The organism is Acidocella sp. (assembly GCF_036489515.1).
In the GTDB taxonomy this organism is placed as follows: Bacteria; Pseudomonadota; Alphaproteobacteria; order Acetobacterales; family Acetobacteraceae; genus Acidocella.
In genome coordinates this window covers 21,792-37,161 of the sequence record NZ_DASXFO010000068.1, presented here as the reverse complement: position 1 = coordinate 37,161, position 15,370 = coordinate 21,792, and the positions used below count along the sequence as shown (strand labels likewise).

15 protein-coding genes and 1 riboswitch are annotated in these 15,370 nt (G+C 63.3%); of the genes, 3 read left to right on the top strand and 12 right to left on the bottom strand.

Translation table 11 applies throughout. The features are described from left to right. Position 1: 1 nt before the first annotated feature. Entirely contained in the window at positions 2–640 is a 639-nt protein-coding gene (gene bluB, locus VGG47_RS11015) for a 5,6-dimethylbenzimidazole synthase (RefSeq protein ID WP_331538426.1), read from the top strand. Between the two features lie 91 nt (positions 641–731). Here bluB and VGG47_RS11010 read toward each other — a convergent pair whose 3' ends face one another. The 7 genes from VGG47_RS11010 to cobD form a co-directional block, all read right to left on the bottom strand. After that, positions 732–1,229, bottom strand: a complete 498-nt coding sequence (locus VGG47_RS11010; protein WP_331538424.1) for a tyrosine phosphatase family protein — start codon at positions 1,227–1,229, stop codon at positions 732–734. Beyond that, the gene (gene cobS, locus VGG47_RS11005) at positions 1,226–1,981 is read right to left on the bottom strand and encodes an adenosylcobinamide-GDP ribazoletransferase (protein WP_331538422.1); all 756 of its coding nucleotides are present in this window, start codon (positions 1,979–1,981) and stop codon (positions 1,226–1,228) included. The genes VGG47_RS11010 and cobS overlap by 4 nt, the downstream gene beginning before the upstream one ends. A gap of 145 nt (positions 1,982–2,126) precedes the next feature. Then, a complete protein-coding gene (cobT, locus tag VGG47_RS11000; protein WP_331538420.1) occupies positions 2,127–3,161 on the bottom strand; it encodes a nicotinate-nucleotide--dimethylbenzimidazole phosphoribosyltransferase in 1,035 nt (344 codons plus the stop codon). A 131-nt stretch (positions 3,162–3,292) separates the two neighbouring features. After that, positions 3,293–4,768 carry a cobyric acid synthase gene (locus VGG47_RS10995; protein WP_331538419.1) on the bottom strand — a complete coding sequence of 492 codons (1,476 nt, stop codon included), beginning with the start codon at positions 4,766–4,768 and terminating at the stop codon, positions 3,293–3,295. Next, positions 4,756–5,709 (bottom strand): adenosylcobinamide-phosphate synthase CbiB, encoded by a 954-nt coding sequence (gene cbiB, locus VGG47_RS10990; RefSeq protein ID WP_331538417.1) that lies wholly within the window; start codon positions 5,707–5,709, stop codon positions 4,756–4,758. Before cbiB ends, VGG47_RS10995 begins: the two co-directional genes overlap by 13 nt. Beyond that, positions 5,706–6,317 (bottom strand): cob(I)yrinic acid a,c-diamide adenosyltransferase, encoded by a 612-nt coding sequence (gene cobO, locus VGG47_RS10985; RefSeq protein WP_331538414.1) that lies wholly within the window; start codon positions 6,315–6,317, stop codon positions 5,706–5,708. Before cobO ends, cbiB begins: the two co-directional genes overlap by 4 nt. Further along, the gene (cobD, locus tag VGG47_RS10980) at positions 6,314–7,303 is read right to left on the bottom strand and encodes a threonine-phosphate decarboxylase CobD (protein ID WP_331538412.1); all 990 of its coding nucleotides are present in this window, start codon (positions 7,301–7,303) and stop codon (positions 6,314–6,316) included. Before cobD ends, cobO begins: the two co-directional genes overlap by 4 nt. A 126-nt stretch (positions 7,304–7,429) precedes the next feature. After that, a riboswitch (cobalamin riboswitch) is annotated at positions 7,430–7,615 on the bottom strand. A 37-nt stretch (positions 7,616–7,652) separates the two neighbouring features. Here cobD and cobU point away from each other — a divergent pair. Beyond that, positions 7,653–8,177, top strand: a complete 525-nt coding sequence (cobU, locus tag VGG47_RS10975; RefSeq protein WP_331538410.1) for a bifunctional adenosylcobinamide kinase/adenosylcobinamide-phosphate guanylyltransferase — start codon at positions 7,653–7,655, stop codon at positions 8,175–8,177. Between the two features lie 104 nt (positions 8,178–8,281). Here the strand turns inward: cobU and VGG47_RS10970 are convergent, their stop codons facing one another. The 5 genes from VGG47_RS10970 to VGG47_RS10950 all read right to left on the bottom strand — a co-directional run bounded on the left by VGG47_RS10970 (position 8,282) and on the right by VGG47_RS10950 (position 13,497). Then, a complete protein-coding gene (locus tag VGG47_RS10970) occupies positions 8,282–8,917 on the bottom strand; it encodes a hypothetical protein (protein WP_331538407.1) in 636 nt (211 codons plus the stop codon). Between the two features lie 256 nt (positions 8,918–9,173). Continuing rightward, positions 9,174–10,562: a hypothetical protein gene (locus tag VGG47_RS10965; RefSeq protein WP_331538404.1), complete on the bottom strand. Its 1,389-nt coding sequence runs from the start codon at positions 10,560–10,562 to the stop codon at positions 9,174–9,176. Between the two features lie 220 nt (positions 10,563–10,782). Beyond that, positions 10,783–11,418, bottom strand: a complete 636-nt coding sequence (locus tag VGG47_RS10960) for a response regulator transcription factor (RefSeq protein WP_331538402.1) — start codon at positions 11,416–11,418, stop codon at positions 10,783–10,785. Positions 11,419–11,872: 454 nt separating this feature from the next. Beyond that, a complete protein-coding gene (locus VGG47_RS10955; protein WP_331538400.1) occupies positions 11,873–12,562 on the bottom strand; it encodes a TetR/AcrR family transcriptional regulator in 690 nt (229 codons plus the stop codon). Between the two features lie 383 nt (positions 12,563–12,945). After that, a complete protein-coding gene (locus VGG47_RS10950; RefSeq protein WP_331538398.1) occupies positions 12,946–13,497 on the bottom strand; it encodes a response regulator transcription factor in 552 nt (183 codons plus the stop codon). Positions 13,498–13,718: 221 nt separating this feature from the next. Here VGG47_RS10950 and VGG47_RS10945 point away from each other — a divergent pair, with 221 nt between their 5' ends. Further along, positions 13,719–15,272, top strand: coding sequence for a multicopper oxidase family protein (locus VGG47_RS10945; protein ID WP_331538396.1), 1,554 nt, complete (start codon positions 13,719–13,721; stop codon positions 15,270–15,272). The last annotated feature ends 98 nt before the right edge of the window (positions 15,273–15,370 follow it).

Below are 15,370 nucleotides of genomic sequence, written 5' to 3'. Positions count from 1 at the left end.
GATGGAACCAGATTTTGCCGAGCCGGGATTTTTTCCCCTGCTGACCGAGCTGCTGCGCTGGCGGCGCGATGTCCGCCATTTTCGCCGGGACGAAATTCCCGAGGCGGAGCTGCTGGAACTGCTGCGGCTGGCGCAGCTCGCACCTTCGGTGGGTTTAAGCCAGCCCTGGCGGTTCATGCGCGTCCGCAGCGATGCCGCGCGGGCAGCGGTGCGGGAGAATTTCGCGCGCTGCAACGCCGACGCGCTGGGCGGGTATCAGGGTGCGGACGCCGCACTCTACGCGCGGCTGAAGCTCTCGGGGTTGGACGAGGCGCCGGTGCAACTCGCGGTGTTCTGCGACGGCGCGACCGGGAGCGGGCGTGGCCTCGGCCGGCGCACGATGCCCGAGATGGCGGAATATTCCGTGGTCACCGCCGTGCACACGCTCTGGCTGGCGGCGCGGGCCAAGGGCATCGGCATGGGTTGGGTTTCGATCCTGGATCCCGAGGGGATCGCGCAGGCGCTGAACGTGCCCGAAGGCTGGCGGTTGATCGCCTATCTGTGCCTGGGACGGCCCGCGGAAACCCATACCGTCCCGGAACTGGAGCGCGTGGGGTGGGAGCATCGGCACAAGCTGGAAGAGGTTCTGGTCGACCGTTAGGAGGGTCATGGGCGTTGTCACCGACACCGCCCATGACCGAGCATCGCAAAAATTTTTGCGCCGCTTTTTTTAAAAGCGGCTGCTTTCTTTTTTATCTGAGCTCAACTGCGAAAAGCTCACCGCACGCCGCTTCACGCCCGCGCCCGATTCCGGCGATGGCCTGAACCATCCGCCCGTCGCGGCGCAAAATTTCATCGGCGAGGGCGATCATCAGGGGGTTTGGCGTGGCCTGCGGGGCGATGCGGCGTAACTGCTGCGCGAGGTCCTGCTCAGTGCCGGGCGGGTGATGCAGGCAGGCGATGATATAGGAAGCTGCGGTCGAGCGGCTGATGCCGGCCCAGCAATGCGCCAGCAGGGGCGCGGTTCCGTCCCAGGAGCGCACGAAGGCGATCAGGGTTTCGATATCGGCCGGGCTGGCGGCGGTCAGCCCGGCCCGGGGCGCCGAAATATCGTTGAAGCGCAGGACCAGGCGGTGCGCCGATTTGATGTCGGGCGCGTCGGCATCCGGAGAGATCAGGCTCAGCACATGCGAGGGGTTCGCGGCGAGTCCGATTTTGAGCTGGGCGAGTGGGCAGATGATCAGTTTCAAAAAACGGCTGCTTTCAAATGTGCCGCGCAGCCGAGCAGGAAGCCCGCTTCGCAGAGCTGCTCGACCGCGCCCAGAATATCGCCGCGCTGGCCGCCGATGAGGCGGCGCGCGGTCAGGGCCATCACGATGGTGACGGCGGCGCAGATCGCGATGCCCAGCATGGCGTTGGCGCTGTTGAGGAGTAACAGTGGCCAGGCGCAGAATGCGAGGGCGACGAACACCTCGCCCACACCGGGAGGCCTAGTCCGGGTACTGATCTTGGCCGAGGCCTCGTCGCCGGCATAAGGCAGAACATGCATGACCGTCACGGTGGCGGCGCGCGCCACGCCATGCGCGGCGATCAGGCTGAAGGCCGCGACCCAGGGCGAGAGGCTGGCGAGGCTGAGGAGTTTCAGGCCCGTGCCAAATCCCAGCGCCAGCACGCCGTAGGCACCGATCCGGCTGTCTTTCATGATCGCCAGGCGGTGCGCGGCATCGCGGCCGCCGCCCAGGCCATCGGCGGTGTCGGCGAGGCCGTCCTCATGCAGCGCGCCGGTGATCAGCGTGGCTGTAAGCAGCGCCAGCAGGCCGGCGATCCAGCCCGACCAGAGGTTAGCGGCCAGCAGCAGGACCAGGGCCGCGAGCAGCCCGACGAACTGGCCGACGAGTGGAAAATAGCGGGCGCTGCGGTTGATCCAGTCCACGCTGAAACCCGGCTGAGGGGGCACCGGAATGCGGGTGAGAAACTGCACGCCGCAAAGCAGCAGCGCCATGTTAGATGAGAAGAAAGAAGCCGCTTTTTGAAAAAAGCGGCGCAAAAACTTTTGTGACTTTGGGCCCGTGGCCGTGGAACCAGCACGGCCCAAACTAACAAAGTTTTTTTGCTTCTTTTTGTTCACAAAAAGAAGTCCTTGCTTCCTAGAGCCTTCCCGCCAGGACATCTTCCAGGCTGACGATGTCGGTGAGGATGCGGGCGGCGGCGCGGAGCAGCGGCACGCAGAGCAGGCCACCCGTGCCTTCGCCCAGGCGCAGGCCGAGATCCAGCAGCGGGGACGCGCCCAGGGACTCCAGCATCAGCCGGTGGCCGGCCTCGGCTGAGCAATGGGCGAAAATGCAATAGGGCAGAACTTCCGGGGCCAGGCGGACGGCGGCTAGGGCGGCGGCGCTGGCGATGAAGCCGTCGACGATGACCGGAATGTTCGCCCGCGCGGCACCCAGGATCGCGCCGGCCATCATCGCGATTTCGAAACCGCCGAACTCGGCCAGTACGGTGAGCGGGTCGGAGGCGTCGGTGCGGGCGGCGGCGTGCGCCAGCGCCGCCTGCTTGCGCGCAAGGCCGGCTTCGTCATGCCCGGTGCCGACACCGACGCAGGCTGCGAGTGGGGCGGGGGCGAGGCGGTGCATGAGCAACGCGGCCGACGAGGTGTTGCCGATGCCCATTTCGCCCAGCGCGATGACGTCAAAACCTTCCGCTGCGGCGTCCGCGGCGATTTTGGCGCCACGCGCCAGCGCGGTCTCGCATTGGGCCAGGGTCATGGCTGGCTCGCGCGCCGCATTGGCCGTGCCGAGGGCGATTTTGGCGTCCAGCAAAGCGGGATGCGGCGCCAGTTCCGCGGCTACCCCGGCATCCACAACCCGCACTTCGGTATCCGTGGCCTGGGCGAAAGCATTAGCGCTCGCCCGTTGCGCCAGAAAGCTCTGCACCATGGCGACGGTGACGCTGGCGGGATAGCTCGAAACGCCCTCCTGCGTGAGGCCGTGATCGCCGGCGAAGACGAACAAAACGGCGCGCTGCACCACCGGGTCGAGCCGTTGCTGGATCAGGCCGAGCTGCAAAGCCAGGGCCTCCATGCGCCCGAGCGAGCCGGGGGGTTTGGCCAACCCGTCCAATTTTGCTCGCAAGGCGGGTTCGAGGGCGCGGTCCAGAGCCGGAATCGTGTAGGGCGGTGTCATGACGTTTTCCTTAAAAGCAAGTGGCCGCTTTTAAAAAAGCGGCGCAAAAATTTTTGTTATGCTGGGCCATGGGCGTCGGCGCGGACAACGCCCATGGCCCAGCATAACAAAGTTTTTTTGCTTCTTTTTGTTCACAAAAAGAAGTCTTCCTTTAGGCCCGCGATGGCGGCGAGGCCTGTTATGTCGAGGCGTTCGGCCAGCACGGCGGCGATTTCGTCGAGGGCCGTTTCCACGATCGCGCCATGATTTGTGGAGGTCGAGCTTGCCCCCAGGCTTTGCAGAATCGCGGCGCGGGCCGTGCCTTGCTGGAACAGGCCATGGACATAGCAGCCGGCGATCCTTCCGTCCGCGGACATCGCACCTTGCGGACCGGTTTGTGTGTGCAGGAAGGGGCGCGCCGTGTCCGGCCCCTGGGTGCGGCCGATATGGATTTCGTAGCCTTCGAACGGGGCGTTGTCGGCGGCCAGATGGCCGCTCGTCGCAGTGAGGATTTTGCTCCCGGTCAGCGTGGTTTCAACGTTTAGCAGGCCTAGGCCTTCGGCTTGCCCAGGGGGCCCTTCGACACCGTTTGGATCGGCGATGCGCCGCCCCAGCATCTGGTAGCCCCCGCACAGGCCGAGCACCCGGCCGCCGCGGCGCACATGGGCAGCGATGTCGATGTCCCAGCCTTCGCAGCGCAGCATGGCGAGGTCGGCGAGGGTGGCTTTGCTGCCGGGCAGGAGGACGAGATCGGCATCGCCCGGCAAGGCGGTGCCTGGAGGGATGAAGCGGAAATCCACCGCTTGCTCGTGTTGCAGCGGATCGAAATCGTCGAAATTGGCGATGCGGGAGAGGCGCGGCACGACGATGATTTTGCGCCGCCCGCCCGCAGAGGCGCGGTGCTGGTCCAGGGCGACCGCATCTTCGGCGGGCAGGCGGCGGGCGGCGGCGAGGTGCGGGGCCATGCCGAAATCCCGCCAGCCGGTGCGACGCGTGATCTCCGTGCGGCCCGCGGCGAACAGAGCCGGGTCGCCACGGAACTTGTTGATCAGGAACCCCTTGATCATCGCGCGGTCGTCGTCATCCAGTACCGCATGTGCGCCGACCAAGGCGGCGATGACATGCCCGCGGTCGATGTCGCCGGTGAGCACCACGGGGACATTGGCGGCGCGGGCAAAGCCCATATTGGCGATGTCACCGCGCCGCAGATTGGTCTCGGCCGGGCTGCCGGCGCCTTCCACCAAAACGAGGTCGCATTCGGCTTCCAGTTTACGAAAGCTTTCCAGGCAGATGTCGAGCAGTTCGGCCTTGCGGGCCTGGTAGCCGGCGGCGCTGCGGTTGCCCACCATTTGGCCGCGCACGATGAGCTGCGCGCCGGTCTCGCTTTGCGGCTTGAGCAGCACGGGGTTCATATGCACGCTGGCCGGCGTGCGGCAGGCCAGCGCCTGCAGCGCCTGGGCACGGCCGATCTCCCCGCCATCGGCGGTGACCGCCGCGTTGTTGGACATGTTCTGCGACTTGAACGGCCGGACTTTGAGGCCGCGATTGGTGAACAGGCGGCACAGCCCGGCCACCAGGGTGGATTTGCCGACATCCGAGCCGCAGCCCTGGATCATCAGTGCCGCCATGTGAGACCTCCCGCCGCCAGCAAAATCCAGAACAGGAAGCAGGCGCGCAGATAGACGCCCAAGCCGCGGCGCAACGTGGCGGCGTCCGGCAGCGTGCCGTCGCCGAACCACGGGCGTGGGTGCGGCGCGCCGTCATAGGCGACGGGGCCGCCGAGGCGGATTTTCAGCCCCCCGGCCATGGCGGCTTCGGGCCAGCCGGCATTGGGGGAATCGTGTTTTCTGGCGTCGCGCCACATCACGCGCCAGCCGCCGCCGGAAACCGCGGCGAGCAGGCAGCCGGCGAGGCGGGCGGGGATCAGGTTGAACAGATCGTCGGTGCGGGCCGAAGCCCAGCCGAAGGCGCGCCAGCGGGGCTCGCGATGGCCGATCAGGCTGTCCGCCGTATTGATCGCCTTGTAGGCGAACAGCCCGGCCAGGCCGCAGGTGAGCAGCCAGAAAGCGGGGGCGATCACGCCGTCGCAAAAACTCTCCGCCAGGCTTTCGAGTGCTGCTGCGGCAATTTTGGTCCGGTCCAAAGCGGAGACATCGCGGCCCACGATCTTGCTGACCGCCTGCCGCGCACGCGGCAGGTCGTCTTGCTCCAGCGCCGCGCTGACAGCAGCGACATGGGTGTAGAGGCTGCGCTGGGCGAGGCCGGTGGTCGCCAGACATACCGTTATCAGCGCGAACAAGAGGCTGTTCGGGAGCAGAAAATCGATGAGCAGGCCGGCTAGCGCGGCGCTGCCGGCGATCAGGACCAGAGTGACCACACCGAGCAGCCGGCGGATCGCGGCGGGCCAGTCCGGCCGGTTCCAGCTTTGCTCAAGGGCTGAAATGCCGCGCCCGGCCCAGGTGACCGGGTGGGGGATGAGCCGGTGCAGCCGGTCGGGGTAGCCGACCGCCGCCTCAAGAACCAGCGCGGCCAGCGTGCGCCAGGGGTCGAGGAACGGGGAAAAAATCAAAAATCGACCCCGCGCTGGGCTTTGATGCCCTGCTGAAACGGGTGCTTCACCAGGCTCATCTCGGTCACCAGCTCGGCGATCTCCATGAGTTCCGGCTTGGCGTCGCGGCCGGTGACACAGACATGCTTGTCGCGCGGCCGGTCTTTCAGCGCTGCCACGACCGTGCCGAGATCGAGATAGTCATAGCGCAGGGCCACGTTCAGCTCATCGAGCAGGACGAAATCGAGCCCAGGGTCGGCGATCATTTCCAGGGATTTGGCCCAGGCGGCTTCGGCGGCTGCGACGTCGCGGGCGCGGTCCTGGGTGTCCCAGGTGAAGCCTTCGCCCATGATCTCGAAGCGGACCTGGTCGGGGAAGCGGGCAAAGAAACGGCGCTCGCCGGTGATCCATTTGCCCTTGATGTATTGCACGACACCTACCTGCATGCCCCAGCCGAGGGCGCGCGCGACCATGCCGAAGCCGGCGGTGGTTTTGCCCTTGCCGGCACCGGTATGCACCATCAGCAGTCCGCCGGTTTTCGTTTTGGTCTGCATCATCTCCTCGCGCGCGGCCCTGACGGCTTTGCGCTCGGCGGCGTGGAGACGGTTGCGTTCGGTTTCGTCGGTCATGAGAGCCCCTGTTGCAATGCGGCTTCCAGCCGCGTCCATTCCGCCTCCGTGCCAGGCAGGCCGAAGCGCAACCAGTCTTGCTGCTGCGCGAAGGGCCGGATCAGAATACCGTGGCGCGCCAGGTGCGTGAACCAGCTTGCGGCGTGCGATGTGGCGCAGAGGCGGAACAAGGTGGTGCCGCCCAGCAACGCCAGCCCGGCACGGCCGAGCATGAGATCCAGCCGCTCAGATTCCTGGCGCAGGCGGGCGCGGGTGGCCTCCGCCCAGGCGTGGTTTGCATAGGCTTCCGTGCCGGCGGCGAGGGCCTCGGCGGAGACCGGCCAGTCGCCGAAGGCGGCGCGGACCTGTGCGATGATCGCGGGGCCGGCGATGATGAAGCCCAGCCGCACGCCGGCCAGGCCATAAAACTTGCCGAACGAGCGCAGCACGATCAGCCGGTCATGCGCGTGCGGCGCCACGCTGAGATCCGGCGTGACCTCGCCGAAGGATTCGTCGACGATCAGCAGACGGGTCTCCGTCACCAGGCTGCGCAGATGGTCGGGGGGGACGGTTCTTCCATCCGGGTTGTTGGGATTGACGATGACGAGGGCGGCGGTGTCGGGCGGTGCTTCCAGTGAAGCGGCGCGGATCTCACGGCCGGCCGTGGCCCAGGCTTCGGCGTGGCCGCCATAGGTGGGGAGCAGAATCCCGACACTGGCGGCGCCGGTGAGGCCGGGCAGGAGGCGCAGCCCGGCTTCCGCGCCGGGGATGGCGACCACCATCGCTGGATCGGCGACGTTGAAGGCGGCGGCAGCGGCTTTTTCCAACGCGGCGGTCTCGGCCGGGTCCGGGAGGCGCCGCAGGGCTGCGAAATCCGCGCGCGGGCCGGCCCAGGCGTGCGGGTTGATGCCGGTGGAGAGATCGATCCACGGCAAGGTCGCGTCGGGGAACTGCTTAGCGGCCTCGTCCACGCGGCCGCCATGGCGGTAATAATTTGCGCCGCTCATTCGCCGCTACCGGATTGCACGCCGCACATCGTCATCTCCCGCATTGACCGACCTGCCGCGCAACGGCGCGGCAACACATCGCCATCCGGGAGAACCACCCGTTCGCGCGGCGCACCCCGGCCGGACGAAAGACGACAGCGGCAGGCAGGTCTCCTGGCTCGCGGATGATCACCCTGACGCGCCTTCCCGGGCCGGAGCCCAGTGGCGTGATGGCGTCAGAACTCCTCGCTTACAGTTGCGGGGGCAGCCTGGGCGTCGCACCCAATTCCCGTTTTCATCCTCTTTCGAGGAACCTATCGCCGGGATGTTGTAGTGGGTAGAGGACGGCACGGTCAATCTGGAGGATCCCATGGCTCTGACACTCGTGCTCGGCGGCGCGCGCTCAGGCAAAAGCGGTTTTGCCCAGGCGAAGGCAGAGGTGCAGGCAGAGGCGCATGGGCTCCCCGCCGGGCGGCTGGTGATGATCGTGACCGGCCAGGCGTTTGACGATGAGATGCGGCAGCGGATCGAACAACATCGCCGGGAACGCGGCGATGCGTGGCGGACGGTGGAAGCCCCGCTCGACCTGCCGCAGGCGCTCGAAAGCGTGGGCGCGGATGACGTGGTGGTGGTTGATTGCCTGACTTTATGGCTGAGCAACCTGATGCTCGCGGGGCAGGATGTGGCGACGGAGACGGACGCGTTGCTGGCGACCCTACGGCGGACCAAAAACCCGGTCTGGCTGGTCTCTAACGAGGTGGGGCTTGGTATCGTGCCGGAAAATGCCCTTGCGCGCCGTTTTCGCGACGAAGCCGGGCGCCTGCACCGGCAATTGGCGGCGCAGGCTGACCATGTCGTGCTGATGGTGGCGGGGCTGCCGCTGAAGGTTAAGTAAGAAAGAAGCCGTTTTTTGGAAAAAAGCGGCGCAAAAACTTTTGTTATGCTGGGTCATGGGCGGTGTCGGCGACAATGCCCATGGCCATACCCTCCGGTGCCGACTTACATCGGTGGGACGAGCCCGTTTTTGCCGACATTGATCCGGCTGGTCGTCAATGTTCCGCCCGCCGCCTTGGTGGGGAAGAAGATCACATGCGCGCCCGGCTGCAGATCGGCGGTGGTGCCCGGGGCGTAGGTGACGACCGGGACACCGGCCGGAACCAGCACGGTCTTGGTGCTCTTGCCGTCATTGACCGTGAGCGTCAGGTTGCCCGATCCGTTGACTGCGCTGACCGTGCCGCCGGCGCTGGTGAGCCCGCCGACGGTGCCGTTGGTCATCGTGCTGTGCGGCTTGAGATTCCAGCGGCGGGTGCCCAGACCAACGCCGCGCATACTCTCGGGGAACACCTGCAGTTCCATCGCCCGGTACGTTCCGCTTGGCTCCCGGATTGCCGCGGTACCGATATAGCTGCCGGCCTTAACGTCCGCGAGTGAGCTGGGGAGGAGATCGACGACCGCGGCGTTCGGCGCGAGTTGTACCGATACTTTGGCGCCGGACGTCTCGGTGATCGCGAGGGTCGAGCCGTTCACGGCGGTGATGGTGCCGCGCACCGGCAGGGGGGCGGCCGGCGCCGCGACGGCAATGCCGCCGAGCAGGGCCATCGAAGCGGCGAGCGCAGGGTGGAAGATTTTTTTCATGAACATTCCTTTCTGTTGTTGTTTGGGTTCAGGGTGACGAGCCGTACTCCAGCTTGTATCGCCGCCGCGATTTGCAAGCCAGATCCGGTACCATTCCAGCGGCAGTGGTTAGAGCGGCATGGCTTCAGGCAAGGGAAAGGGAAGGCTACTTTTTGTGAACAAAAAGTAGCAAAAAAACTTTGTTAATCTGGACCATGGGCGGTGTCGGTGACAACGCCAATGGTCCAGCATAATAAAAGTTTTTGTGCCGCTTTTTTCAAAAAGTGGCCGCTTTCTTCAGCATCGCCGCGACCGCCTTTTGCGCGGTGGCGACAGCTGCGCGCCGATAATCCCAGATGGGGTCCGGTGGTGGGGCGTTCATGGCCATCGTGGCGTTGGCCTCGAACAGCAGCACGGAACCATCCGGCGCCAGGGCGAAGTCGACGCCCGCATAATCGAGCGCCAGGGTACGCTGGAGTGTTTGCAGTGCCGCCATCGCGCGAGGGCCCAGGACCTCCGGCATGTTGTCGAGAAACCGTCTTTCTTCCTCGCGGTGGGGAAGGGAATCGGTCATCGCGGCGGTGTAATAATGGACCTTCCAATCGGTGGCGAGCGCCAGGTGCCAGGGATAGATCGCACCATCGATGAACATGACGCGGTATTTTCTGGTCATGCCGTCGGTGCCGCTGGCATCCAGATATTCGATCGTGAAAAGCGCGTCGCCGGGAAGTTGCGCCATGGCTGGCGCCAGGTCTTCTGGCGCCTCAACCCGCACGAAATGCTGACCGGTATGAAATCCGGGCGCGCGCAGAAGCAGCGGAAAGGTTGTTGGCGCCGCCGTAAGCAGGGCTGTCCGTGATGTCAGCGAAATGCGGGGGACGATCAGCCCCTCGATGCCGGTGCAGCGTTCCGATATCGCGACGCGCCCCGTTTCCTGCACATGCGCGGGATGATTGATGACCGGTGCTGCGCTGCGCGCGACGATGGCCTGCGCTTTGATCAGCGCCTCCCCGCACAAATCCGCATCGCCGATGGCGTTCACCACCAGCCGGTGCGCCGGCAGAGGCTGGGCCATGTCATAATAATCGGCATAGATGACGGTGACCGCGAACATACGGTCATCCATCCAGGGGCGGAGCCGCACATTGCCACCGCGCGAAGCGGCCAGGAACAGCACGTCGAGACCCGGCTCGATGCCGCGATAATGACGGCTGACCACGGCATGTCCGGAAAACCCCAGCTCCCAATGCGGTTGTGCGGCGGCGGCGTCACCCGAGAGGGTTAAAGCGCGGGCCATGCCCTGGTGGGCTTGGGCGCATGCGGGGTCTTGCGCCAGGGCGCCGTGATAATGGCTACGGGCGGCCGGCAGATCGTCATCCTCAATCGCCATATTGCCGAGCGTGACCCGCGCGGTGAGGTCATCCGGATAATATTGAGCGGCTTGCTGAAAGGCCGTCCTGGCCGCCGTGCGGTGGCCGTTCATCAGGGCAAGAAGGCCAATTTCGCGCAAGGCGGGGTGATGCGTCGCATCGATGCGCAGGATTTCGAGATACACGCGCATCGCGGCCTTGTCGTCGGTGCAAGCCCGGGCCCGGCGCAGCATGGATTCGATGACGGAGGCAATATGGGCCGCAAGAGGCGAGGGGATTGTCGACGACGTGTCCATGGCAAGCGCCTCCGGGGTGTGACAGTGTATGCTTCATAAGGGCACCAGCTTTTGTGTAAACCGTGTCGGAGGCAAGTGAAGGGAAGGCTACTTTTTGTGAACAAAAAGTAGCAAAAAAACTTTGTTATGCTGGGCCATGGGCTTCGTCGCCGACAACGCCCATGGCCCATCATAACAAAAATTTTTGCGCCGCTTTTTTCAAAAAGCGTCCGCTTACCTTTTAATGGGTTTTGACCTTTTCCGGCCGGAGCGTCAGTTTGTCTGCCATCCTGGTGAGATCGACCAACGACGGCGCGCCCATTTTCCGCATCGCCTGGCCGCGATGGACTTTCACGGTGATTTCACTGACCCCGAGCGCCGCGGCGATCTGCTTGTTGAGCCGGCCCTCCACGACCAGGGCCATGACCTCGCGCTCACGGGGCGTTAGAGTCAGGAAGCGCTTCTGCAGGGCTGCGAGCGCTTGTTCAGTCTCGAACCATGCCTGATGCTGGGCCAGCCCAAGTTGAATGGCGTCCAGCAGATCCTGGTCCCGGAACGGTTTCGTCAAGAACTCGATCGCCCCACCTTTCATCGCCTGCACAGACATTGGAATGTCTCCATGCCCGGTGATGAAGACGATCGGCAACTGGTTGCTCGTCGTCGCGAGTTCGCGTTGCAGTTCGAGGCCGCTTTGTCCGGGCAGGCGCACGTCGAGGACCAGGCAAGTGGGTCCTTGGGGCGGCCCTGTTCGCAGAAATTCGTCAACTGAGCTGAACAGTTTCACTTGGAAGCCGACGGATCGTAGCAGGCTCCCGAGGGCTTCCCGAACGCTCTGATCATCATCAATGACGATAACGTTCGCTGACGTCTCCTTCATTCTTGACTCCTCGGGTAGACCTCGCTCCTCTCGTTCTTCCCGCCCGCACGTCCCAGCCCGGGCGCTTCCAGAGGGTATTTTATTCGCATAAAGAGGCAAATTTACAAATTTTGCCGCCTGATGCGGTAAAATTTGCTTTACTGGGCTTAATCGTTGGAAGGCGAGAGAATTGGCTGCGGCTTATCGATGTGACATTTATATCATAGCTGATGATAGTATCACTTGCGATGGCGAGGGCGTAATCACAAATGCGACAAACGCGCCACCCGACGGCCTCTTCACGCCTTGCGGTTGTCGTTAAAACGTGAAGGAAAGCAGCCGCTTTTTAAAAAAAGCGGCGCAAAAACTTTATTTATGCTGGGCCATGGGCGTTGTCGGTGACAACGCCCATGGCCCAGCATAAATAAAGTTTTTTTGCTACTTTTTGTTCACAAAAAGTAGGCCTTCCCTTCGCTTAGCTGAGATCAGGCAGCCTGCGGCGGGCGATGGCTTCCGCTTCGGCTTGGCCGAGGCCCAGCGTGCGCAGCACGGTCGCCGCGGCGCGTTCGGGTAATCCCTCCACGCTGAAACCTCGCCGTTTCAATCCCGCCGGCAGCGTTCCCGGGGAAGACCCGAATTGCAGCTCGATGGAGACCGCGGTGAGCACCGTTCCCCCCACCGACGTGCACATCATCAGGAGGTCGTCGATAGGAAAGCGCTTGGTCTTCACGCCGGTCTCGATGTCCTGCAGCAGCCGCAGGCCGAGGCCGCGTTCGAGCCCCTTTGCCGAAAAGCCCTCGCGTACGAGGAATTGCCCCCAGGAAGGTTCACGCCGGGCCCGCAACAGCGTGTGGCGGACGCAGACGGAAATGACCTCGGCAGGGTCGGTCACGTCGCGAACGAGGCGGGCGAGGGTCTCGCCGAACTCCTCAAAACCCCAATCCAGCAACGCCGCGTAGATTGCCTCCTTGGACTCGAAATGATTGTAAAACGACCCGAAGCCGACATCCGCGGCTTGGGTGATCTCGTTGATCGCCACCCCGCCCATCCCTTTCTCCGCCATCAGCCGCAGGGCCGCTTCCAGCAGCCGGGAGCGTGTCTCGCGCTTCCGGCGCTCGCCGCGCGGCTCCGGCTGCGGCGCGGCGGCGGGAAGGGGAGATTTCACCTTGATACCTCAACTGGAAGACATAGAGTGATAAGCTAATCATATTTGATTATATTATCATAAAGACCCGTTGTGATTAGTGGCGGATGGAACCTCTGTGGAAATAAATCGGAAGCCAGCACCGAGGCCGGCTTCGACGCTGATCGGCTCCGGTCGGACAAACGTCTCATGCCTTCACCGCAGCGACTGCGCACGCTGATGAAAATTTTTGCTGGAGCATGATTAGGAAAGCAGCCGCTTCCCTCCATCCGAGAAGCCAGCCTGGAGAATGATTGATCTAACCCAACAATATCACCGCGTTTGATAAAGCGACACCGATACGAAGGTATAAGATGGTGATGTGATGGTTTTGTATGAGATTGGCAATGAGCGGGCCTGGCCGGTCATGGCGCATCGTCGCGATCAGGGGCGGCGGAAAAGGCAAATCTCAAGGATTTGAGTAGGTCATCGTCACTGAAAGGCTTGATCAGATAGCCAAAAATTCCCGCTCCCGGGGGAGACGCGCGAACACCATCGTTCGGGTAGGCGGTAATCAGAATCATCGGAATGCGCCGGCTGAGATTCGATATATGGCGATAGAGATCGAACCCGCTCATGCCGGGCATATTAATGTCGGCAATCAGGCAAGTGGTGCGGTTAACATGGGCGGAGCGGAGGAAGTCTTCGGCGGACGAAAACGTCTCTGCGGTGAACTTCATGGAGCGCAGAAGGCCCTTGATGGCCTCGCGAACGGACTCGTCATCATCGACAATTGCAATCAAAGAGTTGTTTGCAATCAAGGGGGGATTATTCGGCAATGCCAACCCGATCAGTGAAGATTGGTGTGGGTCCTGAAAACGGATCAGGTGTGAGGTGAAAACTTGATGCGTGGAGGTAGGCTTATCAAAACCGGCGGATTTGTGAAAGAGCCGATTGTCGAGATTTTTATGAAGCAAGGGTGCTGTGACGGCGGAGGGGCGTTTGTGGCCAAACCCCGAAGGCGGAGACAGAACAGAACATCACAGGGTGTGAATGTCCGGCATAATCGGAATGCATACATCTTATTTGTCGTGCCGCTGGAACTTCAATATCTGGAGACCGTTATTCCGGATGCCGCAGTCTCTTGAAAACAGGGGCCTGAATATGTCGGCTGTTTGTGTTAAAAGGACTTAAGTCTATGTCTGTAGACCGGCGCGATTTTTTGAAGTTCGGAAGCTTGGCGGCGCTGGGCAGCACCATTCCTGAAGTGACGCACGCCGCCATGTCCATGTCGCCCGATCCGTCGCCGATGGCGGGCATGACGCCCGCTCGGGAGGTGGCGCCGGCATCAGGGCCGTTCGCGTCATCAACGACCTCTCCGGTCGGCGGAAAAGCGGATTATACGATCCAAATCGGCACCGGCCTGATCGAGTACGCGCCGAACAGCTTTTTGTCGACGACCTGCTACAATGGTGGTTTTCCCGGTCCCTTGCTCCGCTTCAAGGAAGGACAGCAAACCACCGTCGACATCTACAACAACACCGATACGCCGGAACAGTTTCACTGGCACGGCCAGTACCTCCCCGACGTGGTCGACGGCGCGATCGAGGAAGGTACGCCCTATATCCCCGCGCAGGGCATGCGCCGCCAGGTGTTCACGCCGGCCCCGGCGGGTTTGCGCTTCTACCATACGCATCTGACCGCCGGCGCCAACCTGAACATGGGCCAGTACACGGGCGAGGTCGGGACCGTCTATATCGACCCGCGCAATGAGCCCGGCGCCTATGACCGCGAAGTGTTCCTGATGCTCAAGGAATTCTCGCCTTATTTTACCACGCAGGACGGCCCGCCCGGCCCGACCTTCCTGTACCCGACGGATATCGTTCCCGCCCTCAAGACCGCCAGCAAAGCCGCGGATGCACCCTCTATCGCCTCGGGTGTGAAGCCCTACGATCTGGCGTATAATGTCTATACCATTAACGGGCGGCAGCTTGGCTTTGGCGACCCCATCAAGGTGAAGCCCGGCGAGCGCGTGATGTTCCACATCGTGAACGGCAGCGCTACGGAAATCAGAAGCCTGTATCTGCCGGGGCATACGTTCAGGGTCGTGGCCTTGGACGGCAATCCGGTGCCGACGCAGGCTGAGGTGCCCGTGCTGTGGCTTGGCACCGCCGAGCGCGTCAGCGCCATCGTCGAGATGAAGCAGCCGGGCGTCTGGGTCATGGGCGATACGGATGACGGCTCGCGCAATCTCGGCATGGGCATCGTCGTCGAGTATGCCGGCGCCAGCGGCAAGCCGGTGTGGCGCGCGCCCACCTCGTTCGCCTGGGACTACCGGTACTTTGCCGATCCCCATGGGCAGGTGCAAAAGCCGGATGAAATCCTCGAGATGGTCTTCGCCCGGAACCGCGGCGCGGATGGCGGCTTCAACCGCTGGACCATCAATGGCGTCGCCTTCGACATGGAGACCATGCCGACCATGTTCACGGTCAAGCGCGGCACGCGCTACCGCCTGCGCATGAGAAACGCCAACCCCAGCACCCATCCGATCCATATGCACCGGACGACGTTCGAGATCACGAACATCGCGGGCCACCCCACCTCCGGCGTGCGCAAGGATGTCGCGATGATCGGCGGCTATCAGACCCTGGACATTGATTTCACGCCGGGGCTGACGGGCAAGACGCTGTTCCACTGCCATATGCAGTCGCATATGGATTTCGGCTTCATGGCGCTGTTCAACACTGTTTAAAGGCAAGCAGCCGCTTTTTAAAAAAAGCGGCGCAAAAATTTTTGCTCCGCTGGGCCATGGGCGTTGTCACCGACAACGCCCATGGCCCAGCATTAATA

Excerpts from the sequence above, each read along its gene's own strand:
- bluB (WP_331538426.1), top strand. The coding sequence starts at position 2 with ATGGAACCAGATTTTGCCGAGCCGGGATTTTTTCCCCTGCTGACCGAG.
- cobS (WP_331538422.1), bottom strand. The coding sequence starts at position 1,981 with ATGGCGCTGCTGCTTTGCGGCGTGCAGTTTCTCACCCGCATTCCGGTG.
- cobT (WP_331538420.1), bottom strand. The coding sequence starts at position 3,161 with ATGACACCGCCCTACACGATTCCGGCTCTGGACCGCGCCCTCGAACCC.
- VGG47_RS10995 (WP_331538419.1), bottom strand. The coding sequence starts at position 4,768 with ATGGCGGCACTGATGATCCAGGGCTGCGGCTCGGATGTCGGCAAATCC.
- cobO (WP_331538414.1), bottom strand. The coding sequence starts at position 6,317 with ATGACCGACGAAACCGAACGCAACCGTCTCCACGCCGCCGAGCGCAAA.
- cobD (WP_331538412.1), bottom strand. The coding sequence starts at position 7,303 with ATGAGCGGCGCAAATTATTACCGCCATGGCGGCCGCGTGGACGAGGCC.
- cobU (WP_331538410.1), top strand. The coding sequence starts at position 7,653 with ATGGCTCTGACACTCGTGCTCGGCGGCGCGCGCTCAGGCAAAAGCGGT.
- VGG47_RS10970 (WP_331538407.1), bottom strand. The coding sequence starts at position 8,917 with ATGAAAAAAATCTTCCACCCTGCGCTCGCCGCTTCGATGGCCCTGCTC.
- VGG47_RS10965 (WP_331538404.1), bottom strand. The coding sequence starts at position 10,562 with ATGGACACGTCGTCGACAATCCCCTCGCCTCTTGCGGCCCATATTGCC.
- VGG47_RS10960 (WP_331538402.1), bottom strand. The coding sequence starts at position 11,418 with ATGAAGGAGACGTCAGCGAACGTTATCGTCATTGATGATGATCAGAGC.
- VGG47_RS10945 (WP_331538396.1), top strand. The coding sequence starts at position 13,719 with ATGTCTGTAGACCGGCGCGATTTTTTGAAGTTCGGAAGCTTGGCGGCG.